Here is a 24,719-nt window from a genome sequence, read left to right as displayed (position 1 = left end):
AGTGATGCGTATGAAGATGCTTTTTGCGGCGGCCTTGCTCGTCGCCGGCCCCGCGGTCGCACAGACCGCGCCGCCGACGTCAAATGCCAATACGGGCAATGCCAATACCGGCCCCATCCTTGCGCAGCTACCCGCCAAGGCCCCCGCGCTTCCCGGTGAGACGGCCAAGCCGAAACCGGTCGTCGCCCCCCCGCAGGTCTCGCGCAATGCACCGATCAACGGCGTCCTGACGCTGTTCGGCAACGAACGCTGCCCGACCAACCAGAACGGCGAGGAAATCGTCGTCTGTGTCCGCCGCAGCGCGCAGGAACAATACCGCGTTCCGAAAGAGCTCCGCGAGTTCGTCGTCACCCCCGAAAACGCCAGCTGGGCGACCAAGGCCCAGGGCACGATGGACGCGGGCTCGGGCGTCAACACGATCGGCAGCTGCTCCGCCGTCGGCGCTGGTGGCGCGACGGGATGCTTCGGACAGCGGGTGAGAGAATCTCGCCTGGAGAACAAGACGCGCGCGGCCGAGGTACCGGTTCTTCCCTAAATCCTTGGCGCGGGTCGGGACCGACACGACGATATCCCAGCCTTCGCTGGGATGACGGGCTAGGAGATCGTTTCGCACTGATTCGCACTGATACGCCCATCAGCTTCTCGAGTCTTATCACCTTAGCCCCAACCCCGACCCGCAAGCCCAACCCGTCACCCCAGCGAAAGCTGGGGTATCTCTCGACGTGGGTGACGCCAGCCAAGCATGACGCCCATTACTCAAGCGGTCGCCCCGTAGACCCCCGGACCCAAGCACCGAACTATTCCGCGTGCCCGCCACGCGGCTGTTCGCCTGACGCCCGCCGCCCACAACTGTCTTCAGCCCCTGCTGTCCTACAAGGAGCGGGCATTAGATGGTGCGCGACTGACGTCAGCAGCCATTCCAAGCACGATCGCCAAGCCTGCCGCCGATGGTACGTTGGTCGTCGAAGAAAATACCGCGCGAACGTTTACGCCTTCTATACTTCGCTCTCGCGTGGCCCTTGGTCGATGCCGGACAGACAGGGTTTCCCCGCAATTTAGGACAATCGTGAACCGCATCCCCCAAAGCTCCTCTCGCTAGGAACCCCGCCATGACCGAGCCCCTGCGCATCGCCTTCCTGCTTTTCCCGAACGTGACGCAGCTCGACTTGACCGGTCCCGCGCAGGTCCTGTCGCGGCTCGGCAACGCCCGGCTCGATCTCGTGTGGAAAACGCTCGATCCGGTCCCCACCGACGCCGGCTTCTCGATCCTGCCGACCGCGACCTTCGCCGACGTGCGGTATGCCGACATCCTCTGCGTACCCGGCGGTTTCGGCATCAACGCCGTGATCGCCGACGACGAGGTGATGGCTTGGGTTCAGGCCGTCGGTGCCAAAGCAACCTGGGTAACCAGCGTCTGCACCGGCTCGCTGATCCTCGGCGCAGCGGGGTTGCTCGACGGCTACCGCGCCGGATGTCACTGGGCGCAGCGCGACATGCTGACGCTGTTCAACGCGATCCCGGTCGACGCGCGCACGGTGGTCGATCGCAACCGGGTGACCGGCGGCGGCGTCACCGCAGGGATCGACTTCGCGCTGACGCTGACCGCGATGATCCGCGGCGAGGCGCACGCCCGGGCGGTGCAGCTCAGCCTCGAATACGATCCAGCGCCGCCATTCGATAGCGGCTCACCCGCAGGTGCTGGCCCGGAAATCGTCGCAGCGTATCAGCGCCGCGTAAAATCGCTTGCGCCAACGCGAGACGATGACCTTCGCGCGTTGGCGAAGCGCCGCGGTTACGCCCGCGACATTTAAGGGTGACGCTTCAGCCCGCGCACGCGGTGCCAGATGTAGAAGCCGACGAGCGCGATCAGGACCACACCGATCAGCAGGTCGGCGCTGTGGAACGCGGCCTTCACGCGCGGATCGCTGTCCCATTTGTCGCCGAGCTTCATGCCGACCCAGGCCAGCCCGAAGCACCACGGCCATGAGCCGATGAACGTGTAGACGTGAAACGGCACCAGCTTCATCCGCGCGACGCCGGCGGGGAAGGCGATGAACGAGCGGATCACCGGCAACAGCCGCCCGATCAGCACCGCCATCGAGCCCCAGCGCGCGAAAAACCGGTCGGCCGCGTCGAGCTCGCCCGGCCCGATCAGGACGTAGCGGCCCCAGCGCTCGGCCATCGGTCGCCCGCCGCGCTTGCCGATCTCGTAGGCGACGATCGAGCCGAGATTGCACCCGATCGCGCCCGCTGTGGCGGCGAGATACAGGTCGAATCGCCCGGTCGAGACGAGATAGCCGGCGAACGGCATGATGATCTCGGACGGCAGCGGAATGCAGGCGCTCTCGATCGCCATGAGCAGCGCGATGCCGACATAACCACCCGACGAGATGACGCCGATCGTGAAGGTGGCGAGGACCGCCAGGATCTTTTCGAACATGGCTCGGTCGATTGCGCGAACCGGGCGACGAAGGGAAGCCCAAAATCGGAACCGGCACGCGGTTCGTTCGCTGGTGCCGCATGACAGATCTCACACTCAACGACGGCCGCACGATGCCCCAGCTCGGGATGGGCACGTGGCAGATCCCCGACAGCCAGGCCGCGGCGATCGTCCGCTCCGGGCTCGATATCGGCTTTCGGCTGGTCGACACCGCTGCGATTTACGACAACGAACGCGGCGTCGGCGACGGCTACAAGGGCTCGGATGCTTTCCTGACCACCAAGCTGTGGAACGATCGGCAGGGCGACGCCGAGGCAGCAATAGACGAGAGCCTTGCCTTGCTCGGTGTCGACTCGGTCGACCTGTACCTGATGCACTGGCCGGTGCCGAAGCAGGACAAGTATGTCGACGCCTGGAAGGCCATGATTGCGTTGCGCGATGCCGGAAAGGCCAAGTCGATCGGCGTGTCGAACTTCCTGCCCGAGCACATCGACGCCATCGTCGCCGCGACCGGTGTGACCCCGGCGGTCAACCAGATCGAACTCCACCCCAATTTCCAGCAACGCGACCAGCGCAAGTATCACGAGGTCCACGGCATCGTGACGCAAAGCTGGAGCCCCCTGGGCCAAGGCAAGACGCTGTTGCAGGACGAAGCGATCGTCCGGATCGCCGACAAGCATGGCCGCAGCGCGGCACAGGTGATCCTCGCATGGCATCTGGCAAACGGTTTCTCGGTTATTCCGAAGGCCTCGGACGCCGAACATCTCGCAGACAATTTCGCAGCGCTCGACCTGACGCTCGACGACGAAGACATGGCCGCGATCGCAGCGCTCGACGACCCGGCGGGTCGCCTCGGCCCAGAGCCGAACAGCATGTAACCCAACAGGGCGGGCGGATCAGGCGATCCGTCCGCCCACTGTCCGCAGATCCTCGACAAACCGAGCATACTCCTCCGCAGCATGCGCAGGATCCGGCAGCCGCAGCAGATAGCTCGGATGGACCGTAATCCAGGCCTCGCCACCATCCGGCAGCTGCAACGCCCGCCCACGCTCCCGCCCGATCGTCATCACCTTCCCGAACAACGACCGCGCTGCGGTCGCGCCCAAGGCCACTGTTACCTTGGGCCTAATAAGCATCTGCTCCTGCTCGATCCACCAGCGGCACGCGTCTATTTCGCCCGCCCCAGGCTTGGCATGGATCCGCCGCTTGCCGCGCTGCTCGAACTTAAAATGCTTCACCGCATTGGTGACGTACGCACGCGACCGGTCGACACCCGCCTCCGCCATTGCCTTGTCGAACATCTGTCCCGCAGGGCCGACAAACGGACGTCCGGCAAGATCCTCCTGGTCGCCCGGCTGCTCGCCGACGAACATCAGCGGCGCATCGACCGGACCTTCGCCGAACACGGTCTGAGTTGCCGGCTTGTAGAGCGGGCAACGCGTGCACCCGGCAGCCTCGTCGCGCAGCGCTTCCCATGCGATCAGACTGTTGCCGCCGACCGTGTCGCGCGCCTTCGCGATCATCCCGCTCTCCCGCGCCTGCGCCGCCGCCAGCAAGCCCGGCACCAGCGCGGTTTCGGGCATGTTCTTCCAGTATTTCTTCGGCATCTCCTTCAGCATCGCGCCGATCTTCACACGCGCCGGGTTGAAGATGCTGGCGTAATAGGTCTTCCACACCTCCTCGGTCGGATCGCCATCGGGCGCGTCCGCCTTGCTCGCGCCGGGGCCTTCGCTGAGCGCCTTGCCGTCCCAGTGGATCGACACCTCGGGCGTCAGGATCGACCAGCGCATGCTGGCGAAGCGGTTGACGAAGAACGCGGCGTTGGCGCGGACGATGTGATGATCGGGTTCGAACCACGCGACGAAGCGCGTGCCCCCCGCTTCCTCGACCTCGCGGAAGCGGAGGAAGGCGCGCATCTTGTGGATATCGCGGCGGACGTCCTTGGCGATCCGGTCGAGCCGACGGACCAGCGGATCGGCGCGGTCCTCGATTAGCTTGGGCTCGCGACGCAGGCGGAAGAGGAGCGTGTAGAGCAGGGCGAACCGCTCGGGATCGCTGCCGAGTATCGCGCTGCGGGCGAGATCGAGGAACGCGCGGGGGACGGAGAATGCGCCGGGGGCCGGGGCAGGAGCGGGGTCTGCAACTGTCGCGAACAGATCGATGGGTTCGTCACCGACCTGCCAGACCACGTCGTCGGGCGGCACGTCCTCCGCGATCAACCCACGCGCAGCGTCTCGCCAGCCGTCGAAATCGTCGGGTTCGGAAAGCGTTACGACGCGCATAATCCTCCCCGTGCCGGGGAGGAATACGCCGTCACGCGAACATTTCCATCTGCTTGGGTTTCGGGGCTACGATCGGGCGCAGATCCGCACGGTCGGACAGGACGACGGGGCGCCAGTCCTCTGCAATGATAAACGGCCGCAATTTAGCGATCGACACCGTCAGCCGCGCGACATCCGCCAGATGCAGCCGGCGCCAACGCCGGCTCGTCAGGATGCCGTTGACGGCCTTCACTCCAAGCCCCGGCACGCGCAACAGCATTTCCCGCGGCGCCCTGTTCACATCCACCGGGAACGACCCGCGAAATTTCAGCGCCCAGGCGAGCTTCGGATCGATGTCGAGTGGCAACATCCCCGTCGCATCATCGGCAGCCGCCACTACCTCATGCGGCTGGAATTCATAGAACCGCATCAGCCAGTCCGATTGATACAGACGGTGCTCGCGCATCAGCGGCGGGCGTTGCAGCGGCAGGACGGCGCTCGCATCCGGGATCGGGCTGAACGCGGAATAATACACGCGCCGCAATCCGAACCGGTCGTACAGCGTCGATGCCTTCCGCACGATATCGCCGTCCGTCGCCGCGTCCGCGCCGACGATCATCTGGGTCGACTGGCCGGCGGGGGCGAACTTGGGCGCGGATTTGTACTTCGCCTTCGCATCCTTGCCGTCGATGATCGACGCCCTCACCTCCGCCATCGCAGTCTCGATCCGCACCCCGTCCTTCTCGGGTGCAAGCCGCTTCAACCCGTTGGCCGTCGGCAGCTCGACGTTGATCGACACGCGATCCGCGTACAACCCGGCCTGGTGGACGAGTTCGGGATCGGCGTCGGGGATCGTCTTGAGGTGGATATACCCCCGGAAATGATGATCCTCGCGCAACGACCGCGCGACCTCGACCATCTGCTCCATCGTGTAGTTCGACGACGCAATGATCCCCGACGAGAGGAACAGCCCCTCGATATAATTGCGCTTGTAGAAGGCGATCGTCAGGTCGACGACCTCCTTCGCCGTGAACCGCGCCCGCCGCACGTTCGAACTCTTGCGATTGATGCAGTAATGGCAGTCGAAGATGCAGCTGTTGGTCAGCAGGATCTTCAATAGCGAGATACAGCGGCCGTCGGGCGCATAGGCGTGGCAGATGCCCATGCCCTCGGTCGAACCGAGCCCCTTGCCGTCGCGCGAATTCCGCTTGGTGGTACCCGATGAGGCACACGACGCATCGTATTTGGCCGCATCGGCGAGAATCTCGAGCTTTTCACGGGTATCGAGCTGGGCCATTCGTTCGTCTTACGTTCCGCAATCGCAAGTGTCGATTGATCGATATCAACCATCCTCGCGATGGGTGTCAGTCGAAGATATAGCGGAACAGGTCGACGAACCCGCCGAGGCTGACGGGGAGCAGTAGCAGGACGAGCGCGTAGAACAGCAGGATGCGGCTCAGCGCCTTCTCGTGGCGGAACACGGGCTTGCGTGGGGGAAGCTCCTCCTTGCGCGGCCAGATGCTGGATTCGTCGAGGAACATCGCCAGTATATACCGCGATACGCTGCAGGTTTGAGGCATAATTCTGCGGAAAAATCGATCTGTATCATTCAGCTGCGAGCAGACCTGTGGCCGCCTGGAGGTCGACCGAGACGAGCCGGCTGACGCCGCGTTCGATCATCGTCACGCCGAACAGGCGGTGCATCCGGCTCATCGTGACGGCGTTGTGCGTGACGACGAGGTAGCGCGTGTCGGTGTCGCGCGACATGCGATCGAGCAGGTCGCAGAAGCGCTCGATATTGGCGTCGTCGAGCGGCGCGTCGACCTCGTCGAGGACGCAGATCGGCGCGGGATTGGTGAGGAACAGGCCGAAGATCAGCGCGACCGCGGTCAGCGCCTGTTCGCCGCCAGAGAGGAGCGTCAGCGACTGGAGGCGCTTGCCGGGAGGTTGCGCCATGATCTCGAGCCCTGCTTCGAGCGGGTCGTCGGAGTCGATCAGTTCCAGATGCGCGGCGCCGCCGTCGAAGAGCGTGGTGAAGAGGCGCTGGAAGTGGCCGTTCACCGTTTCGAATGCTGCGAGCAGGCGCTGGCGACCTTCACGGTTGAGCGTGCCGATCGAGCCGCGCAGGCGGTTAACGGCTTGGCCGAGTTCGTCGCGCTCGACCGCATTGCCCCGCGCGGAATCTTCGAGTTCGGCGAGTTCGGTTTCGGCGACGAGGTTGACCGGGCCGATCCGTTCGCGATCGGTGGTGAGGCGGTCGTGGGTGGCGGACTCCTCGGCTGGCGCGCGGACGTCGGCGACTGCGAAGCCGAGGCGTTCGGGGAGGACGGGGGCGGGGCATTGGAAGCGCTCACCCGCGAGGCGGCTAAGATCGAGGCGGCGCGCTTCGTGGTTTTCGACGCGGGCGATCGCGCCAGCGCGGGCTTCGCGGGCGACCGCGAGCGCTTCGGTGGCGGCGCGGTGGGCGTCGTCGGCAGTCCCGGCGGCGGTCTCCGCGGTGCGTTCGGTGGCGAGGAGCGCGTCGGCGGTTGTGCGCGCTTCTTGGTGTTCGGCGTCGAGCGTCTCGATTTCAGCGTCGAGGGCGGCGGGGCGAGCGGCGATCGCGGCTAGGTCGGCACCTAGCGTGGCTTCGCGCGAGTCCATGGCGGCGATGCGCTTGGCGGCTTCACCGGCCCGGGCGCGCCAGCTTCGCGTGTCGGCCTGGGCTGCGGACAGGCGTTCGCGGTGGGTGGCGATGCTGCGGTCGAGCGTGGTGCGATCGGCGCGGGCCTGCGCGACCGCGGCGCGGGCACGTTCGGCGTCGTATTGGAGCGCGGCGACCTGGCGCGCGTTGGCGGTGCCGTCGGGAACGGCGGCCATCGCGGCTTCGGCGCGGGTACGGTCGGCGTGCGCGTCGGCGACGTCGTCGGCGATGCGGTGCGCGCGGACGTCGAGATCGGCGCGCTGGGTGGCGAGGCGTTCGAGCGCGGCGGCGGCGCGGTCTTCCTGGCGGAGCGCGTCGCGCGCGGCGGTTTCGGCGCGTTGCAGCGCGGCTCGGGCGGTTTGCGACTGGCTTCGGGCCTGGGCGATCCGCTCGTCGATCGCGGCGCGGGTTCGTTCGGCGTCGTCCAGCGCTTTGGCTGCGGCGGGGCGGGCGGCCTGGAGCGCGACGAGGCGGTTGCGGCGAACGAGGCGTTCGGCGGCGGCTGCGCCGGTGCCGGTTGCGGTGAAGCCGTCCCAGCGGCGAAGTTGGCCGTCTCGGGTGACGATGCGCTGGCCGACGGCGAGGTGTTGCTGGCCATCGGTGTCGACGACGAAGACCTGCGCGAGCCTGCGGGCGAGGGTGGGGGGCGCGTCAACATGCTTTGCCAGCGGTTCGGCGTCGGCGGGCGGGGCGGGGTCGTCTTCGCGGGGCTCGGCGCCGGCCCATGCGTCGAGGCCGGTGTCGAGATCGTCGCCGAGCGCAGCGGCTAGCGCGCGTTCGTAGCCGGCGCTGGCTGAGACATGGTCCAGCAATCGGTCACGACCGCTGCGCTGCGTTGCCTTGGTGAGTGCTGCCACTTCGCTGTCGATCGCCGCGAGGTTCGCGCGGGCGGTGGCGCGGGTGGTTTCGGCGGCGTCTCGCGCGCTGGTTGCGGCGGCTTCGTCGGTGTCTGCTTGTGTGATGGCCTGGCGGGCGGACTCGGCGGCAGCCATTGCGGTGCGTCGGACTTCGGCGGCGGTTTCGCGCTCGGCGGTCAGCGGGGCGGGGTCGCCGAGGGCCCGGAGGGCGGCAGCGATCTGGGCAGCGTCGCGCTCGGCGCGGTCGGCGCGGGTCCGGGCGGCGGCGAGCGCGGCGCTAGCGACGCGGACTTCGGCAGCGTCGCGGGCCTGGGTAGCGAGCGCCTGGGCGAGAGAGACTTCGGCGTCTCGGGCTTTGCGTTCGGTGTCGGCGAGCGCGGCGTCGAGATCGGGGATTGCGGCGGTGGCGTCGGCGATCGCGGTGTCGAGGGCCTTGGCTTCGTCGGCGAGGCGGGCGAGCGCGGCGGCGGCGTCGCTGGCGAGCGATCCTTCGCGCGCGCGGTCGTCGGCGATGCGGGCGCGGGCGTCGGTGAGGTCGGCGATCCTGCGCTCTACGCTGGCCTTTTCGGTCCTTAGCGCGGCGAGGCGGTGGGCGAGATCGCCGACCAGGTCGCGCGCGGCGAGGGCGGCGGCGCGTGCGGTGGCGACGGCTTCGATCGCGCGATGCTGGTCTGCGGCGGCTGCGCGCTCGGCGTCGGTGAGCGCGCGGACGCGGGTTTCTGCAGCGGCGGCTTCGGCTTTGGCGGTATCGGCTGCGGTGGCGGCTTCGCGCCATCGGGCGAACACTGTGCGCGCTTCGGCGACGCGGATCTGGGCGGAGATCAGGCGATAGCGTTCGGCGGCGCGGGCCTGGCGTTTCAGCGTGGCGGCGCGGGAATCCTGGTCGGAGATGATCTCGTCGAGCTTGGCGAGATTGGCTTCGGTGGCGCGGAGTTTCCCTTCGGCGTCCTTCCGCCGGACGTGGAGGCCTGCGATCCCCGCGGCTTCTTCCAGCATCGCGCGGCGGTCGGCGGGCTTGGCGGCGATGACCGCGCCGATCCTGCCCTGGCTGACGAGTGCGGGGGAGTGCGCGCCGGTGGCGGCGTCGGCGAAGAGCAGGCCGACGTCCTTTGCGCGGACGTCGCGGCCGTCGATCCGGTAGGCGGAGCCGGCGCCGCGTTCGATCCGGCGGACGATTTCTCTCTCGTCACCGGCTATCTCGGCGAGAATCGAGACTTCGGCGAAGTCGCGCGGGGGGCGGGTCGCGGTGCCGGCGAAGATGACGTCTTCCATGCCCGCGCCGCGCAGGGATTTGGCGCTGGCCTCGCCCATCGTCCAGCGGAGGGCTTCGAGGAGGTTGGACTTGCCGCAGCCGTTCGGGCCGACGACGCCGGTGAGGCCGGGTTCGATGCGGAGATCGGCGGGGTCGACGAAACTCTTGAAGCCGGTGATGCGGAGGCGCTTGATCTGCATTCTTGCGCCCCCCGACGACGGTTGGTTTTGATCGTGTGCCGAACCGCGGAGCTTGTTTCCCCGCGAAGGCGGGGACCCAGACTGGGCTCCCGCCTTCGCGGGAGAACAAGGAAGGGTAGGCTGCCCTCGGACATGCCCACCACTTCGCGCTCACCCCATCCGTTCGTGCTCAGTAGGGACCGAGTAGCTTCGCAGAAGCGTATCGAGGGCTCGTATCGAAGCAGGGTTCCGCCCGTTAATCTGTCCTTCGATACGCCGTCTCGATACGCTGCGTTGCAGCTACTCGACGGCTACTCAGGACGAACGGCAGTGGAGTGAGTGTTCGTCCTGAGCGGAGTTCGTGCAGCGTTTAACAGCCGCGCTTACGCCCCAGCCGCCTTCAACGCCTTCTCCATCTGGTCCCAGCTCACGACCTGGTCGAGCTTCTTGTCGTTCAGCAGGAAGGTCGGCGTGCCGGTCACGGTGCCCGCCTGCATCGCGTTCTCGGTCGGCTTGGCCATCACTTCGAGCTGCTTCTGGTCCGCCAGGCACGCACGCGCCTTCGCCTCGGGGATCCCGCGCTGCTTGACGAAATCGATCGCGCCCATCTGTTCGGCGAGCTTGGTCGCGACGACCGTCGGCGGCTGGTTGGCGAGCGCCTGCTGTTGCGCCGGCGTCATCGCCTGGAGCTTGTCGAGGAAGGCGATCTGGTTGCCGTACATCTGCTCGAGGAGCGGGAAGAACGGTGCGACGCCGCCGCACTGGCCGAGCAGCGTCAGCGCGACGTCGGGTGCGCCGTGGACGAGGAAGTCGCGAAATTCGAAGCTGACCTTGCCGGTCGCGACGTACTTCTCGGTCAGCGGCCGGAACGCCTCACGCGCGAACGCGCCGCAGGTCGGGCACGAGCGCGCGCCGTATTCGACGAGCTTGATCGCCGCGTTGGGGTTGCCCATCAGATAGCCCTCGGGGGTCTTCACGACCGTCTCGGTCCAGTTCTGGCCGGCGGGCGCGGCAGCGGCGGCGACGGGCGCCGCGGCAGGCGCGTCGACGTTGCCGGTGGAATCGTTCTTCGAGCAGGCGGCGAGCGCGAGCGGCAGGACGGCGAGGGCGATTACGAACTTCATGCTGTTACTCCAGTGGATCACTTGGCGCCGGCCTTGCGGAGCGCGGGTTCTAGCTGTTCCCAGCCGACGTGCGGGACGATCTTGCCGTTGAGGTAGAAGGTCGGCGTCGAGTCGATCTCCTTCGGCGCGTCGGCGGTCAGTTTGACGATGCGGTCGATCTCGGGCTGGTTGCCGAAGCACGCGTTGATCGCCGCATCCGACAGCCCGCGTGCCTTGACCATCGCGGTCAGGCCGGAGCCATCGGCGTTGGCGCGGATCTGCGCCGCGGCCGGGTACATGTTCAGGCGCGCGGCGTTGCCCTCCTGATAGTCGATCCCGCGCTGGAGCCATCGCGGCTGCGCCGCGAAGATCGCGGACGAGGTGGCCGAGAAGCCCTTGGGGCCGGTGCAGCGCGCGAGGATCGCCGCGGAAAGATCGAGCCGGTCGCGAATGAAGTGGCGCAGTTCGAGGCTGGTCGAGCCGGATGCGATCATCTGGCGCTTCAATACGGGTTCGGATTTCACCGAGAAATCGGCGCAGTGCGAGCAGGTGTAGCTGGCGTATTCGACCAGCTTCACACGCGCGGCGGGGTTGCCGATCAGGTACGCGCCGGAGGGGAGGATGCGCGCGGTCTGCGACCAGTCGCGCTTGGGCGCGGCACCGGTCAGCAGGAAGAGGGCGAAGACGGCAAGGAGGACGCGCATCAGGTGATCCTGGGAAGGCCGTGCGTCGATGCGACGCCCGCGGCGAGGGATTCGAGTACGGCGCGCAGTTCCGGATCGGCGATGCCCTTCAGGCTCGCACCGAGATCGACGGGGACCGGGCGGATCGAGGGTGGTGCGCGGCGTGGTGCGGGAGGCGCGACCTCGCCCTGGCGGATCGCGACCTTCACGATGGCCGCATAGCCGAAGAAGCGGTTGACACGCTCGATGATCTCGGGCGCTATGTGCTGCATCATCGGGGCGTGCGCGCCGCGGACGGTGAGCGTGAGGACGCCGTCCTGTTTCTTGCCGACTGGGAAGCGGATCGATTCGGGGATGCTCGCGCCCGCCAGTTTCGCGCCGACGATCTCCGGCCAGCGGCTGACGATCGACGACTGGACGAAGCCGAATCGCCGGAACGCCGCGCCCCCGATCGCGGGCAACAGCTCGGCGACCGCGCGCGAGCGATTCTCGCGCGGCGCGTCGGGATCGGTCCTGCCTTTCACGCGCTTCGTCGCCGGCTTGGGCGTCGCGGGTTTAGGCAAAGAAACAGGCGGCTTGCTCATCCACAATCCCATGCCATAGGCGACGCGTGAACGCCAAGCGCTCTTCGGTCTCCGGGGCCCTGCTCGACTGGTATGACGCGCATCGTCGCGACCTGCCGTGGCGGGCGAAGCCGGGCGACGCGGTCGATCCGTACCGGGTGTGGCTGTCCGAGGTGATGTTGCAGCAGACGACGGTGGCCGCGGTGACGCCGCGGTTCCTGGCGTGGACCGCGCGGTGGCCGGATTTCGCGAGTCTGGCGGCGGCGGACGATGCCGATGTGATGGCGGCTTGGGCGGGGCTTGGGTACTACGCGAGAGCGCGCAATCTGGTGAAGGCGGCGAAGGCCGTGGTGGCCGATCATGGCGGCGTGTTTCCGCGGACCGAGGTGGAGTTGCGCGCGCTGCCGGGGCTGGGCGCGTATACCGCGGCGGCGGTGGCGGCGATCGCGTTCGGCGAGCGCGCGGTGGTGGTCGATGCGAACGTCGAGCGCGTGGTCGCTCGGCTGTTCGCGATTGAAACGCCTTTGCCAGCTGCGCGGCCGGCGATTCGGGTGGCGGCGGATTCGATCACGCCGGATGCTCGCGCGGGGGATTTCGCGCAGGCGATGATGGATCTGGGGTCCGGGACCTGCACGTCGCGTAGTCCCAAATGCCTGCTGTGTCCGATCCGGGAGTTTTGCGAGGGCTTCAAGCAGGGCGCGCCCGAGCGGTTGCCGGTGAAGGCGAAGAAGGCGGCCAAGCCTCAGCGCTACGGGACGATCTTCTGGCTGGAGCGCGATGGGCAGGTGTTGCTGGTGCGGCGACCGGATACGGGTTTGCTGGGCGGGATGCGGGCGTTTCCGACCGGGCCTTGGGGCGAGGCGGCACCCGGTTTCGAGGACGCGCCGGCGCAGGCGGACTGGCGGATGCTGGACGCGACCGTCGCGCACGGCTTTACCCATTTCGATCTGCAACTGACGCTTGCGGTGGCGACGGTCGAGGCGCATCAACCCCGCGTTCCAACGGCAAGCGAATGGTGGCCGATCGACGAGCTGGATACCGCCGGGCTCCCGACCGTTTTCGCCAAAGCCGGTAAGGCCATACGGAGAGCTGCATGAAACTGGTGCACTGGATTTCGACCGGCGGCCTCGCCGCGCTGGCCGCCGCCACGGCCTATGCCCAGCAGGCGCAACCGCGTCCGCAGGTTAGTCCGCCGGCTCGGCCGACGCCGCGAATGACGATCCCGGTCAATGCACTGTTGCCCGCCACGTCCGCGCTGTTCGATGGCTATGTCGCGCAGGACAGGATGCCGGGGATCGTCGGCGCGTTTGGGGTTGGCGATGGGCCGACCTTGTTCCCGTCGGCGGGCAAGATCGGCGACGATGCGGGGGCTCCGGCGGCGGGGCCTGATTCGCTGTGGCGCGTGTATTCGATGAGCAAGCCGATCACGGGCATGTCGGCGATGATGCTGGTCGAGGACGGCAAGCTGAACCTCGACGATCCGGTCAGCAAATATATCCCGGCGTTCAAGGACATGAAGGTGGCGACCAGCCCCGACACGTCGCTCGCTACGCGTCCGGCGACGCGGCCGATCACGATCCGCAACCTGCTGACGCATACCGCCGGGCTCGGCTACACGATCGTGACCAAGGGGCCGTTGCTCAAGGAGTATGAGCGGCTTGGTATCCTGCCGTTGTCGGTCAGCGCGGCGATGGAAGAGAAGATGCGGCCCGTCCGGCCGAAGTCGCTGGAGGAATTTGCCAACCGTGTCGCGACGCTGCCGCTGATCGCCGAGCCGGGGACCAAGTGGAGCTATTCGATCGGGCTCGACGTGATGGGTCGCGTGATCGAGGTCGCGAGCGGCATGAGCTTCGAGCGGTTCGTGCAGACGCGGCTGTTCGACCCGCTTAAGATGAAGTCGAGCTTCTGGCAGGTGCCACAGAGCGAGGTCGGGCGGCTCGCCACGAACTATGCGTTCGTCGGCGACACGCGGACCCCGCTCGATCCGGCGGCGAACTCGGTGTTCCTCCAGAAGCCGAGCTTTCCCTATGGTGGCGCCGGGCTCGTCATGTCGTCGCGCGATTACGACCGGTTCCTGCATATGATCCAGGACGGCGGCTCGCTCGACGGCGTGCGCGTGATGAAGCCCGAGACGATCGCGCTGGCGACGTCGAACCTGTTGCCGCCGGGCGTGACCTATGGCGGCGTGAGCGGTGGGACCGGCGGCACGAAGGGCAGCAACATGGGCTTCGGTGCGGGCGGTTCCGTAGTGCTCGCGACGACGCCGAACGGGCCGGGCAAGGGCACCTATGCCTGGGGCGGCGCGGCCGGGACGATCGCATGGGTCGATCCGGTCAAGCGGTCGCGCGGCAACGTGATGGTCAATTACTTCCCCGCGGACCGCATTCCGTTGCGGGAGCAGGTGGTCGCGGCGCTGATGCAGGATGCGGCGAGGTTGCGTCGATGAGCGTGATGGAGACGCCGGGATTCACGGGCGGGACGCTCGACCGGTCCGATGCGCTGCGGCACGATCCGGCAGGGCTGGCGGCGGCGCAGAGCGATTGGCGCGCGCGCCTGCTGGTGCTCGACGGGTTGCAGCCTGGGGTGACGGACGACGGCCACCTCGCCTGGACGTCGATGGCAGACATGCCGGAAGATGCCGAGCCGATCCTGCTCGGGCTCGACGAGAGCGGGCGGCCGCATTTCGCGGCGCTGCTGAACGGGATGCGCGTCGACAACGCGCCCGCGATGCGGTCGCCGGCGCTGATGGCGGTGCTGGCAGCGCTCGCGCCGGGAGAGGCTGCTACCTATGCTGGCGCGCGGAGCGTCATCGATTGGCACGTCCGGCATGGGTTCTGTGCGAAGTGTGGTTCGCCGACCGCGGTGTTTCGTGCCGGATGGGCGCGGAAGTGTCCGAACTGCGCGACCGAGCATTTCCCGCGCGTCGATCCGGTGGTGATCATGATCGCCGAGCATGACGGGCGGGCGTTGCTCGGCCGCGGCAAGGGGTGGCCGCCGGGGCGCTACTCGGCGCTGGCTGGGTTCCTGGAGCCGGGCGAGTCGATCGAGGAAGCGGTCGCGCGCGAGATCGTCGAGGAGGCAGGCGTGCGGGTCGGCAAGGTACGCTATATCGCGAGCCAGCCCTGGCCGTTCCCGTCGTCGCTGATGATGGCATGCGTCGCGGAGGCCGAGGACGATGCGATCACGCTCGACGTGAACGAGCTCGAGGATGCGATGTGGGTGCCGCGCGAGATGGTACGCGCAGTGTTGCGTGGGGAAGAGGGGCCGTTTGTGGCACCGCCGCCCTATGCGATTGCTTATACGTTGTTGAGGGAGTGGGCGGGGGAGTAGGCAACCGATCCTCCCGCATACCCTCCCCCGGCGGAGGCCGGGGCCCAATTGGAGAGGTCGCAGTAACGACGTGCTGCCCTCCGTTACCACCGTCCCCCAATTGGGCCCCGGCCTCCGCCGGGGGGGTGCCTGTGTTGCAGGCGGTGGCAGCCTAACTACGCGGCGATACTACGCGGCGATCTTCAACTCCTGCATCACGTCCGCCGTAATCGACAAACTCCGCTTCCGAGCCTCATGATCGTAGATCGCGCTCGTCACCATGACCTCGTCGACTCCGGTCCGCTCGATAAACGCCGCGATCCCGCGCGCGACTTTGGCCGGGCTCCCGACCGCCGAGCATTGCAGCACATGGTCAAGGATCTGGTTGCCCTGCGCGCCGAGCGACTCGCGATAGCCGGCAAGCGGCGGCTTCATCTTGCCGGGGTTGCCGGTGCGCAAAGCCACGAAGGACTGTTGCTGCGAACTCGCGAGCAGTTCGGCCTCGGCATCAGTTTCAGCCGCGAACACGTTGAACCCGGCCATCGCATGCGGCTTGGCAAGCCGTGCGGACGGGCGGAAATCGCGGCGGTAGATCGCCAGCGCGGCGTCGAGCGCGTCGGGCGCGAAATGCGAGGCGAACGCGTAGGGCAGGCCGAGCGCGGCCGCCAACTGCGCGCCGAACGTGCTGGAGCCGAGGATCCACATGTCTATGTCCGCGCCAGCACCCGGCGTGGCGACGATGCCGGTCTGGCCATCGTTCGCGAAATAGCTCTGAAGCTCCATCACGTCCTGCGGGAAGGCGTTGGCGTCGGTTTCCAGCGTGCGGCGCATCGCGCGCGCGACGCGCTGGTCCGAGCCCGGCGCGCGGCCGAGCCCGAGGTCGATGCGACCGGGGAACAGCGCGTCGAGCGTACCGAACTGCTCGGCGATCGTCAGCGGCGCATGGTTGGGCAGCATGATGCCGCCCGAGCCGACGCGGATTGTGCTCGTCGCGGCGGCGACGTGCGCGATCACGACCGCGGTTGCGGCGGAGGCGATGCCGGTCATGCCGTGATGTTCGGCGACCCAGTAGCGCTGGAATCCGACGCCCTCGGCATGCCGCGCGAGATCGGCCGCATTGGCGAGCGATTGGGAGATGGTGCCGCCTTCGACGACGGGGACGAGATCGAGCAGGGAATAGCGTGTCATGTCCCAGAGATAGGTACCGAACGGTAGCTTATCCACCCTTGATATGAATCGCGGTGCTTTCGTCCGCTTGGGCAAACGTCACCCGGCTTGTCGCCAGGCCTCGCGCTCCTTAGAGGTTCCGGCCGATGCTTGCCCGCCTTCACCATGTCCGCAACTGGATCTTCGATCTCGACAATACGCTGTACCCGGCGAGCGCGGACCTGTTCGCGCAGGTCGATGCGCGGATGACCGGGTTCATCCAGGATCTGCTCGGGCTCGAGCATGAAGAGGCGCGCCGCGTGCAGAAGGGCTATTTCCACAACCATGGCACGACGCTGTCTGGGCTGATGACCGAACATCACGTCGACCCCCACGCGTTCCTGGAGCATGTCCACGACATCGAAATGGACGTGCTGGAGCATGACGCGCCGCTGGTGGCCGCGATCGCCAAGCTGCCGGGGCGCAAACTCGTCTTCACCAATGGCGACAAGCCCTATGCGCTGAAGATCCTCGACCGGCTCGGGCTGGGCGAGAGCTTCGAGGCGATCCACGATATCCACGCGATGGATCTGATGCCGAAGCCACATGCGTCGGCCTATGCGGGCTTCTGCGCGGCGTTCGATATCGACCCCAGGGAGTCGCTGTTCGTCGACGACATGACGCGTAATCTCGCGCCGGCCAAGGCAATCGGGATGACGACCGTGTGGGTCGACAACGGCTCCGAGCAATCGCCCGGCGGGACGCGCGACCATATCGATTTTACCGTGCCGGTGCTCGCACCATGGCTCGAAACCATCCTGGAGACATCATGACCTTGCAGACCATCATCGACGCCGCCTGGGAAGACCGCGCAAACCTCGGCCTCGAAACCAAGGGTGAGATCCGCGATGCCGTCGAGTCCGCGCTGGCAATGCTCGATGCGGGCACCGCGCGTGTTGCTGAGCCGACCGCTGATGGCTGGCAGGTCAACCAGTGGCTCAAGAAAGCCGTGCTGCTCTCGTTCCGGCTCAACGACAATGTCGTGATCGACGGCGGTTCGGCTGGCGCGCCTGGATTCGACAAGGTCCCGTCGAAGTTCGCGGGCTGGGGCGACGCGGAGTTCCGCGCGGCAGGCATTCGCGTCGTACCCGGTGCTGTCGCCCGGCGCGGGAGCTTCATCGCCAAGGGCGCGATCCTGATGCCGAGCTTCGTCAACATCGGCGCGTATGTCGGCGAGGGCACGATGGTCGACGCCTGGGCGACGGTCGGGTCATGCGCGCAGATCGGCAAGAACGTCCATCTGTCGGGCGGTGCCGGCATCGGCGGCGTGCTCGAGCCGTTGCAGGCCGATCCCGTCATCATCGGCGACGGCGCGTTCATCGGCGCGCGCGCGGAAGTCGCCGAGGGCGTTCGCGTCGGCGAGGGCGCGGTGCTGTCGATGGGCGTGTATCTCGGCGCATCGACCAAGATCGTCGACCGCGCGACCGGCGAAGTCTTCAAGGGCGAAGTGCCGCCGTACGCGGTGGTCGTACCGGGCTCGATCGGCGGCGGAGACGGCAAGCCGGCGCTGTATTGCGCGGTGATCGTCAAGCGCGTCGATGCGCAGACGCGGTCCAAAACCAGCATCAACGACCTGTTGCGCGACTGATCGGGTCGACAACAGGTCAGGCCCTGCCTATCCGGGACGAAACATCGCTAGGAGAAATATTTTGACCGCTGCCGCCAGCCAGGTTCTCGACCGCGTCCTCGTCCTCGAAATGGTCCGCGTGACCGAGGCGGCGGCGATCGCCGCGTCCACGCTCGTCGGCCGCGGCGATGAGAAGGCGGCGGACGCGGCGGCGGTCGAGGCGATGCGCGAGGCGCTCAACTCGCTGTACATGGATGGCACCGTGGTGATCGGCGAAGGCGAGCGCGACGAGGCACCGATGCTGTTCATCGGCGAGAAGGTGGGTTCCGCGATCGGCACCGGCCCCAAGATCGACATCGCGCTCGATCCGCTCGAAGGCACGACGATCTGTGCGACTGCGGGCCCGAACAGCCTCGCCGTGCTTGCGATCGCGGAGGAGGGCGGCCTGCTCAACGCGCCCGACGTTTACATGGACAAGATCGCGGTCGGGCCGGGCTATCCCGAGGGCATCATCGATCTCGACAAGACGCCGACCGAGAACATCAACGCCGTCGCCGCTGCCAAGGGCGTGCCGGCGCGCGACCTGATCGTGTGCGTGCTCGACCGCCCGCGCCACGAGGCGCTGATCGCCGAGCTCCGGAAAGTCGGCTGCGGGATCATGCTGATCGGCGACGGTGACGTCGCCGGCGTGATCGCGACGTCCGACCCCGAGACGACGGTGGACGTGTACATGGGCTCGGGCGGTGCGCCGGAGGGCGTACTGGCGTGCGCGGCGCTGCGCTGCGTCGGCGGCCAGTTCAAGGGACGCCTGCTGTTCCGCAACGACGACGAGCGCGGCCGTGCGGCGAAGTGGGGGATCACCGATCTCGACAAGCAGTATGACCTTTCCGAGCTGGCGAAGGGCGACTGCATCTTCGCGGCGACCGGCGTGACCGACGGCTCGCTGCTGGCCGGCGTGAAGCGGAAGAAGGGCAAGATGACCACCGAGAGCGTCGTGATGCGCGCATCGTCGGGCACCGTGCGCTGGGTCAAGGGCGAGCATCGGACTGACTGATTAGCAACCCGAGGGGGAGCACCACCCCGGCAAAGGCCGGGGCCCAATTGGAACGTCCTGAGTAATGAAGCGGATCGCTCCGTTGGCGACGTTTCCTAATTAGGCCCCGGCCTCCGCCGGGGTGGAACACTGGTATTTTGGTGGTGAACCAGCACCATGTTTCCCCGCGAAGGCGGGGATCCAGACTGGGCTCCCGCCTCCGCTGGAGAACAAGGAGGAGGTGCGAGTGTGATTCTCCCGAACACTCTTCTGCTCGTGACCCTCATGGCCCTCGTCTGGTTCCTCAAGGGCGACCTCCTCGGCTATCGCCGCATAAAGCGCCTCCCCGACACCGCCTCGCGCCAGAAGACCTACCGCCTGTGGATCGCCAAAGCCGCGATCGCCTTCGTCCTGCCCGCCATCATCGGGCTAGCGCTGCTCGGCCGTCTCGACGCGCTCACCGATATACCGCCGGAGTTCGACGACCTCCGCACACTGCTCCCGAGCTTCGAAGGCGACAGTCGCGCGTTCGTGCTCGGCATGATGGGCGGCGGCGCGCTCGCAGGGCTTGTCATCGGCGCCTTCCTCGCGACGCGGCGCAACTGGCGCGTGCTGAGGCCGATCGGCAATGTCGGATCGCTCCTACCGCGCAACCGCCCCGAGATCGCCAACGCCGCCGCCATGTCGATCGCCGCGGGCATCTCCGAGGAACTCGCCTTCCGCCTGTTCCTCCCACTGCTGATCGCGCTGGTCAGCGGCAGCGCGATCGTCGCATTCGGCATCTCGCTCGCCCTGTTCGGCGCGATGCACCGGTACCAGGGCTGGGCGGGCGTCATCGCCACGACGATCGTCGGCGCGCTGATGGCGGCGGTCTACCTGATGACCGGATCGTTATGGCTGGCGATGCTGCTCCACGCGCTGATCGACCTGAACGCGCTGGTAGTCCGGCCGATCCTGGCCGGCGCGTGGCGGGTCAGTTTTTCATCCGCCAGCCGGTCTTGAAGATCCAGGCGATCGCGATCAGGCACACCGCGAGGAAGCCCGCCGTCACCGCGAGGCTCACCCCGACCGCGACGTCGCCCTGCCCGAAGAAGCTCCAGCGGAAGCCGCTCACCAGGTAGACGACCGGGTTGAACAGGCTGAACGTCCGCCAAGGCTGGGGCAGCATGTCGATCGAGTAGAATGCGCCGCCGAGGAACGTCAGCGGCGTGATCAGCAGCGCAGGCACGAAGTTCAGCTGCTCGAAGCCGTTCGCCCAGACGCCGATGATGAACCCGAACAGGCTGAACGCCACCGCGGTCAGGATCAGGAACGCGATCATCGCGAACGGGTGTTCGATGCGCAGCGGCACGAAGAACGACGCCGTCGCGAGGATGATCAGCCCGAGGATCACCGACTTGGTGGTCGCCGCGCCGACATAGCCGATCACCATCTCCATCGCCGAGACAGGCGCCGACAGCAGCTCGTAGATCGTGCCAGTGAATTTGGGGAAGTAGATGCCGATCGACGCGTTCGAGATGCTCTGCGTGAGCAGCGACAGCATGATCAGGCCGGGGACGATGAAGCTGCCGTAACCGACGCCGCCGACCTGCTGCATCCGGCTGCCGATCGCACCGCCGAAGACGATGAAATACAGCGAGGTGGTGAGGACGGGGGTGACGAGGCTCTGCCACAGGGTGCGTAGCGCGCGCGCCATTTCGAAGCGGTAGATCGCCCAGATACCGTGGGTATTCATGCGCGTGTCCCTCCCGTCATGCCGGGCTTGTTCCGGCATCCACTGTTCCGCGTAATCTTCAAGCCGTTGGTTTGCGGCACGGTGGACCCCGGAACTAGTCCGGGGTGACGGAGGGTTTTTGGGATGGTCATGCGCGTTCTCCGACGAGATCGACGAAGATGTCTTCGAGGCTCGATTTGCTGGTTTCGAGGTCCTTGAAGCCGATGCCGAGTTCGCTGAGTTTGCGGAGCAACGACGGGATCCCGGTGTGGTCGGCCTGTGCGTCGAACACGTAGCGCAAGCGCTTGCCGTCGTCCTCCAGCGACAGGTCCCAGTCGGCGAGCTCTGGCGGGATCGTCGTCATTGGGTCTTGAAGCGCGATGTCGAGTTCGCGTTTGCCGAGCTTCTTCATCAGCGACGCCTTGTCGTCGACGAGCAGCAGCTTGCCCTTGTTGATGACGCCGACGCGGTCGGCCATTTCCTCGGCTTCCTCGATGTAATGCGTCGTCAGGATGATCGTCGTGCCACCTTCGCGCAGGCGGTGGACGAGCTTCCACATGTCGCGGCGAAGCGCGACGTCGACGCCCGCAGTGGGCTCGTCGAGGAACAGGATTTCGGGCTCGTGGCTGAGTGCTTTCGCGATCAGGACACGGCGCTTCATGCCGCCGGAGAGTTCGCGGATCTTCGCGTCGCGCTTGTCCCAGAGCGAGAGGTCGCGGAGCACCTGTTCGATGTACGCGCTGTGGCCTGAGCGGCCGAACAGGCGGCGGCTGAAGGTGACGGTGGCGAGCACCGTCTCGAACATGTCGACGTTGAGTTCCTGCGGCACGAGGCCGATCCGGCTGCGCGCCTGCTTATAGTCGCGGATCGCGTCGTAGCCGGCGACCTTGATCGTGCCGGCGGAGGGCGTGACGATGCCGCAGATGATGCTGATCAGCGTCGTCTTGCCCGCACCGTTGGGGCCGAGGAGCGCGAAGATCTCGCCTTTCTGGATGTCCAGGTCGACGGGGTGGAGGGCTGTGGTGCCGCTCTTGTAGGTCTTGGTGACGCCCGCGATGGACAGGATCGGTTCGGTCATTGGCACCCCTTTTTGTGAGGGCAAGATGGGGTTGGTAGGAGGGGAAAGTAAGGGCTGCCGTCTTGTTCTCCTGCGCACGCAGGAGCCCAGGATACCGGACGTTGCGCTTTGTAACCCTGGGCTCCTGCGTGCGCAGGAGAACGGTTAGCTGGCGCGAGCTGCGGCTACCGCTTTTTGCAGGTCTTCGAGCGGTAGCGCGCCGGACAGGACGCGGTCGCCTACCACCCAACTCGGCGTACCGGTCATGCCGAGCTTTGCGGCCGTCTCCATGTTCTTTGCGATCTCGGCGTCAGCGGTCTTGGCGAAGCTCGCCTGCGTCGTGTCGACCCCGGCCTTGCCCGCCGCCGCCGCAATCGAGGCGTCGCTTACCGGCCCGCCGGCGTAGAGCGCGTCGTGGAAGGTGGCGAACTTGCCCTGTTGCGCGGCGGCGAGGCTGGCGCGAGCGGCGATGCGGCTTTCGGCGCTGAGGATCGGGAGTTCGCGGAAGACGACGCGGACCTTGGGATCGGCGGCGATCAGCTTGGCGATCATCGGCAGGCTCGCGCGGCAATATCCGCAATTGTAATCGAAATACTCGACCAGCGTGACGTCGCCCTTGGGATTGCCGGCCCAGGCGCTGCCGAACGGTGTGACGATCGCGTCGCGGTTCGCGGTGACGGTCTTGCCGGACTCGCGGTCGCGCAGTTTCTCCATCGCCTCGGGGAGGATTTCGGGGTGCGCCAAGACGTAGTCGTGGATGATCGATTCGACCTGCGCGCGCTCGACGCCACCGCCCTGGCGATCATAGCCCCAGACCGCGAGGCCTCCGATGACGGCGCCGGCGACTGCGATTGCCGGAAATGTGAACTTGCTCATTTGCGGCGCTTATACTGCTTGGGATTGTCGTCCATCTCGTTCTGCGCGGCCATCGCGATATCCTGCGCGCGGATCCAGTCGGTCGTGTTCGCCGGGATGTTCGCCAGCGCATATTGCGCGCTCGCCGACGCGGTCCGCATGTCGCCGCCCATGCTGGCGCGCTCCGCCGTTGCCAGAGCCGCCCGCGCGGTGTCGCCGGTCAGTTCGTAGACGGTGCCGAGCTGCATCCAGGCGAACGGGTTCTGGTCATCGCGGCCGACTGCTGTGCGCAGGACCCTGGTCGCTTCGGGGTAGTTGGTCTTGTTCTCGGTCGCGATCAGCGCGTGGCCGAAGGTGGTGGCGATCAGCGGGTTGTTACGGGAGCCTTCGGTGGCCTCGCGCAACGGGACCAGCGACTCGTTGGGCTTGCCCGCCTCGAGCAGGATTTGCCCCTTGATCTCGAGGAAATACGGATCGGTCGGCTCGGCCTTCACCAGCGCGTTGGCCTCAGCATCGGCTTTGTCGGGGTAGCCGGCTTTGTGATACGCGTAGGCGCGGGCGTAGTGCGCGTAGACCGACTGGTTGCTGGGCGGGTAGGCTTGCAGCGTCTGGTCGGCGGGCATGACGTAGCCGGCGAGCTTGGCCTTCACGCGGCGGAAGCGTTCTTCCAGCGCGGCGTCGGGCTTGTTGGCCCACGCGGGCGAGGCTTGCAGATCGGCGGTGAGCGTCGCGACGCGTTCGCCGGAGAGCGGGTGCGACTGCATGAACGGATCGATGTTGGCGGTGCCGAAGCGGTATTCCTGCTGCTGCAATTTCTTGAAGAAGCTGAGCATGCCGCGGCCGGAGACGTTCGCCTCGCGCAGGAATTTCGCGCCGGTCGCGTCGGCGGTCGATTCCTGGACTCGGCTGAACGAGAGGTAGCTGCCCATCGCCGCCTGCTGGCCCGCGGCCATGATGCCTGCGCCTGCCTCGCCACTGCCGGCGGCCATCGCGGCGAGGCCGAGGACCATCGAGAGCAGGTACATGCCCATTGCGGGCTTGGTGCCGCGGTCGGCGAGGACGACGTGGCCGTCGGCGATGTGGCCGAGCTCGTGCGCGATCACGCCCTGGACTTCGTTGGCGTTGTCGGCGGCCTGGATGAGGCCTGAATGAACGTAGACGGTCTGGCCGCCAGCGACGAACGCGTTGATCGACTCGTCGTTGATGAGGACGACCTTCACGTCGCGGGTGGAGAGGCCTGCCGCCTTGATCAGCGGGTTCGACATCTCCGCGAACATGGTTTCCGTCTCGGCGTCGCGGAGGATCGACTGGGCCTGGAGGGGCGTCGTCCAGAGGAGGAGGGCGGTGGCTGCGGCGGCTACTAGGCGCTTCATATTACGGGGTATCGTCGATTGGGGGCGGGGGGGCAATGGTCGTGCGGTGAGGGGTGTGGTGGAGTGTGGGGTAGTCAGGAGCTGGCGTCGCTTCCCCCGATTACCGTCATCCCAGCGAAAGCTGGGATCTCATCGTTTGGCGGGCGTCGCGTGCCTCAGGGGGACACCCCAGCTTTCGCTGGGGTGACGGGGGTTGGTTCGGAGTGACGGGTTTTTGGTTCGGAGTGGCGGGGGCGCGCGTTCGAGACGATGCTGCCGAGACGGTGCCGCTCAATCGCTACCACCCCGGCGAAGGCCGGGGTCCAATTGGGGGACGTCGCTAACTGAAGGTGGTGCTTCGTTATTGCCACCTTTCCAATTGGGCCCCGGCCTTCGCCGGGGTGGTGGTGGGTGGGGCGGTGGGACCGCCCCGCATGACGCGCGAAAACCGCAAACCCCGCATTACCCGTATCTTGTTCACCCGCGAAGGCGGGTGCTCAGTCTGGGTCCCCGCCTTCGCGGGGATACAAGCTTTTCGCGGTTTGCCGTCGCCACCGGAGGCCGACGGATATCGTGTGGCCGGACGATCGCCACACCCTCCACAA

Annotated in this window: 23 protein-coding genes; 10 read left to right on the top strand and 13 right to left on the bottom strand. The window is 66.9% G+C overall.

Annotated features, from left to right (window positions below; all coding sequences use genetic code 11):
• The first annotated feature begins 10 nt into the window (after positions 1-10).
• Both VH567_RS16345 and VH567_RS16340 read left to right on the top strand, forming a co-directional pair.
• Positions 11-535 (top strand): hypothetical protein, encoded by a 525-nt coding sequence (locus tag VH567_RS16345; RefSeq protein WP_423327296.1) that lies wholly within the window; start codon positions 11-13, stop codon positions 533-535.
• A 574-nt stretch (positions 536-1,109) separates the two neighbouring features.
• A complete protein-coding gene (locus VH567_RS16340) occupies positions 1,110-1,811 on the top strand; it encodes a DJ-1/PfpI family protein (RefSeq protein WP_423327295.1) in 702 nt (233 codons plus the stop codon).
• Here the strand turns inward: VH567_RS16340 and VH567_RS16335 are convergent.
• Positions 1,808-2,440, bottom strand: a complete 633-nt coding sequence (locus tag VH567_RS16335) for a DedA family protein (protein ID WP_423327294.1) — start codon at positions 2,438-2,440, stop codon at positions 1,808-1,810. The genes VH567_RS16340 and VH567_RS16335 overlap by 4 nt on opposite strands.
• A gap of 80 nt (positions 2,441-2,520) precedes the next feature.
• On the opposite strand from VH567_RS16335, the gene VH567_RS16330 reads away from it, so the two are divergent.
• Positions 2,521-3,318, top strand: coding sequence for an aldo/keto reductase (locus VH567_RS16330; protein ID WP_423327293.1), 798 nt, complete (start codon positions 2,521-2,523; stop codon positions 3,316-3,318).
• A gap of 18 nt (positions 3,319-3,336) precedes the next feature.
• On the opposite strand, the gene VH567_RS16325 is transcribed toward VH567_RS16330, so the two are convergent.
• The 7 genes from VH567_RS16325 to VH567_RS16295 all read right to left on the bottom strand — a co-directional run bounded on the left by VH567_RS16325 (position 3,337) and on the right by VH567_RS16295 (position 12,042).
• Positions 3,337-4,722: a UdgX family uracil-DNA binding protein gene (locus tag VH567_RS16325; protein WP_423327292.1), complete on the bottom strand. Its 1,386-nt coding sequence runs from the start codon at positions 4,720-4,722 to the stop codon at positions 3,337-3,339.
• A gap of 31 nt (positions 4,723-4,753) precedes the next feature.
• Positions 4,754-5,998 carry a putative DNA modification/repair radical SAM protein gene (locus VH567_RS16320; protein WP_423327291.1) on the bottom strand — a complete coding sequence of 415 codons (1,245 nt, stop codon included), beginning with the start codon at positions 5,996-5,998 and terminating at the stop codon, positions 4,754-4,756.
• A gap of 67 nt (positions 5,999-6,065) precedes the next feature.
• The gene (locus VH567_RS16315; RefSeq protein ID WP_423327290.1) at positions 6,066-6,242 is read right to left on the bottom strand and encodes a hypothetical protein; all 177 of its coding nucleotides are present in this window, start codon (positions 6,240-6,242) and stop codon (positions 6,066-6,068) included.
• Positions 6,243-6,306: 64 nt separating this feature from the next.
• Positions 6,307-9,693 (bottom strand): chromosome segregation SMC family protein, encoded by a 3,387-nt coding sequence (locus tag VH567_RS16310; RefSeq protein WP_423327289.1) that lies wholly within the window; start codon positions 9,691-9,693, stop codon positions 6,307-6,309.
• A 362-nt stretch (positions 9,694-10,055) separates the two neighbouring features.
• Complete coding sequence (locus tag VH567_RS16305) at positions 10,056-10,796, bottom strand: thioredoxin domain-containing protein (protein WP_423327288.1); 741 nt, start codon at positions 10,794-10,796, stop codon at positions 10,056-10,058.
• A 17-nt stretch (positions 10,797-10,813) separates the two neighbouring features.
• The gene (locus VH567_RS16300) at positions 10,814-11,479 is read right to left on the bottom strand and encodes a thioredoxin domain-containing protein (protein WP_423327287.1); all 666 of its coding nucleotides are present in this window, start codon (positions 11,477-11,479) and stop codon (positions 10,814-10,816) included.
• The gene (locus tag VH567_RS16295; protein WP_423327286.1) at positions 11,479-12,042 is read right to left on the bottom strand and encodes a DUF721 domain-containing protein; all 564 of its coding nucleotides are present in this window, start codon (positions 12,040-12,042) and stop codon (positions 11,479-11,481) included. Before VH567_RS16295 ends, VH567_RS16300 begins: the two co-directional genes overlap by 1 nt.
• A 26-nt stretch (positions 12,043-12,068) precedes the next feature.
• Between VH567_RS16295 and VH567_RS16290 the strand changes: the two genes are divergently transcribed.
• From VH567_RS16290 to nudC, 3 genes are read left to right on the top strand one after another with little or no spacing between them, the layout of a single operon-like run.
• Positions 12,069-13,118 (top strand): A/G-specific adenine glycosylase, encoded by a 1,050-nt coding sequence (locus VH567_RS16290; RefSeq protein ID WP_423327285.1) that lies wholly within the window; start codon positions 12,069-12,071, stop codon positions 13,116-13,118.
• Complete coding sequence (locus VH567_RS16285; protein ID WP_423327284.1) at positions 13,115-14,467, top strand: serine hydrolase domain-containing protein; 1,353 nt, start codon at positions 13,115-13,117, stop codon at positions 14,465-14,467. The genes VH567_RS16290 and VH567_RS16285 overlap by 4 nt, the downstream gene beginning before the upstream one ends.
• A gap of 5 nt (positions 14,468-14,472) precedes the next feature.
• The gene (nudC, locus tag VH567_RS16280; RefSeq protein WP_423327327.1) at positions 14,473-15,351 is read left to right on the top strand and encodes an NAD(+) diphosphatase; all 879 of its coding nucleotides are present in this window, start codon (positions 14,473-14,475) and stop codon (positions 15,349-15,351) included.
• 168 nt (positions 15,352-15,519) lie between these two features.
• On the opposite strand, the gene VH567_RS16275 is transcribed toward nudC, so the two are convergent.
• Entirely contained in the window at positions 15,520-16,518 is a 999-nt protein-coding gene (locus tag VH567_RS16275; protein ID WP_423327283.1) for an LLM class flavin-dependent oxidoreductase, read from the bottom strand.
• A gap of 125 nt (positions 16,519-16,643) precedes the next feature.
• Between VH567_RS16275 and VH567_RS16270 the strand changes: the two genes are divergently transcribed.
• The 4 genes from VH567_RS16270 to VH567_RS16255 all read left to right on the top strand — a co-directional run bounded on the left by VH567_RS16270 (position 16,644) and on the right by VH567_RS16255 (position 20,138).
• Positions 16,644-17,309: a pyrimidine 5'-nucleotidase gene (locus VH567_RS16270; RefSeq protein WP_423327282.1), complete on the top strand. Its 666-nt coding sequence runs from the start codon at positions 16,644-16,646 to the stop codon at positions 17,307-17,309.
• Positions 17,306-18,124 (top strand): 2,3,4,5-tetrahydropyridine-2,6-dicarboxylate N-succinyltransferase, encoded by an 819-nt coding sequence (gene dapD / locus VH567_RS16265; protein WP_423327281.1) that lies wholly within the window; start codon positions 17,306-17,308, stop codon positions 18,122-18,124. Before VH567_RS16270 ends, dapD begins: the two co-directional genes overlap by 4 nt.
• A 61-nt stretch (positions 18,125-18,185) precedes the next feature.
• Positions 18,186-19,157 (top strand): class II fructose-bisphosphatase, encoded by a 972-nt coding sequence (gene glpX / locus VH567_RS16260; RefSeq protein WP_423327280.1) that lies wholly within the window; start codon positions 18,186-18,188, stop codon positions 19,155-19,157.
• Positions 19,158-19,421: 264 nt separating this feature from the next.
• Positions 19,422-20,138: a CPBP family intramembrane glutamic endopeptidase gene (locus tag VH567_RS16255; RefSeq protein ID WP_423327326.1), complete on the top strand. Its 717-nt coding sequence runs from the start codon at positions 19,422-19,424 to the stop codon at positions 20,136-20,138.
• Here the strand turns inward: VH567_RS16255 and VH567_RS16250 are convergent.
• The 4 genes from VH567_RS16250 to VH567_RS16235 form a co-directional block, all read right to left on the bottom strand.
• Positions 20,110-20,871 (bottom strand): ABC transporter permease, encoded by a 762-nt coding sequence (locus VH567_RS16250; RefSeq protein ID WP_133030257.1) that lies wholly within the window; start codon positions 20,869-20,871, stop codon positions 20,110-20,112. The two genes, VH567_RS16255 and VH567_RS16250, sit on opposite strands and share 29 nt — an antisense overlap.
• 127 nt (positions 20,872-20,998) lie before the next feature.
• Positions 20,999-21,928 (bottom strand): ABC transporter ATP-binding protein, encoded by a 930-nt coding sequence (locus tag VH567_RS16245; RefSeq protein ID WP_423327279.1) that lies wholly within the window; start codon positions 21,926-21,928, stop codon positions 20,999-21,001.
• Between the two features lie 144 nt (positions 21,929-22,072).
• The gene (locus tag VH567_RS16240) at positions 22,073-22,783 is read right to left on the bottom strand and encodes a DsbA family protein (RefSeq protein WP_423327278.1); all 711 of its coding nucleotides are present in this window, start codon (positions 22,781-22,783) and stop codon (positions 22,073-22,075) included.
• Complete coding sequence (locus VH567_RS16235) at positions 22,780-24,135, bottom strand: M48 family metalloprotease (RefSeq protein ID WP_423327277.1); 1,356 nt, start codon at positions 24,133-24,135, stop codon at positions 22,780-22,782. The genes VH567_RS16240 and VH567_RS16235 overlap by 4 nt, the downstream gene beginning before the upstream one ends.
• Positions 24,136-24,719 lie beyond the last annotated feature (584 nt).

Origin of the sequence: Sphingomonas sp. 4RDLI-65 (assembly GCF_049472435.1) — a bacterium.
In the GTDB taxonomy this organism is placed as follows: Bacteria; Pseudomonadota; Alphaproteobacteria; order Sphingomonadales; family Sphingomonadaceae; genus Sphingomonas.
The sequence above is the reverse complement of the archived record's forward strand: the minus strand, read 5'-3'. Positions and strand labels throughout refer to the sequence as shown.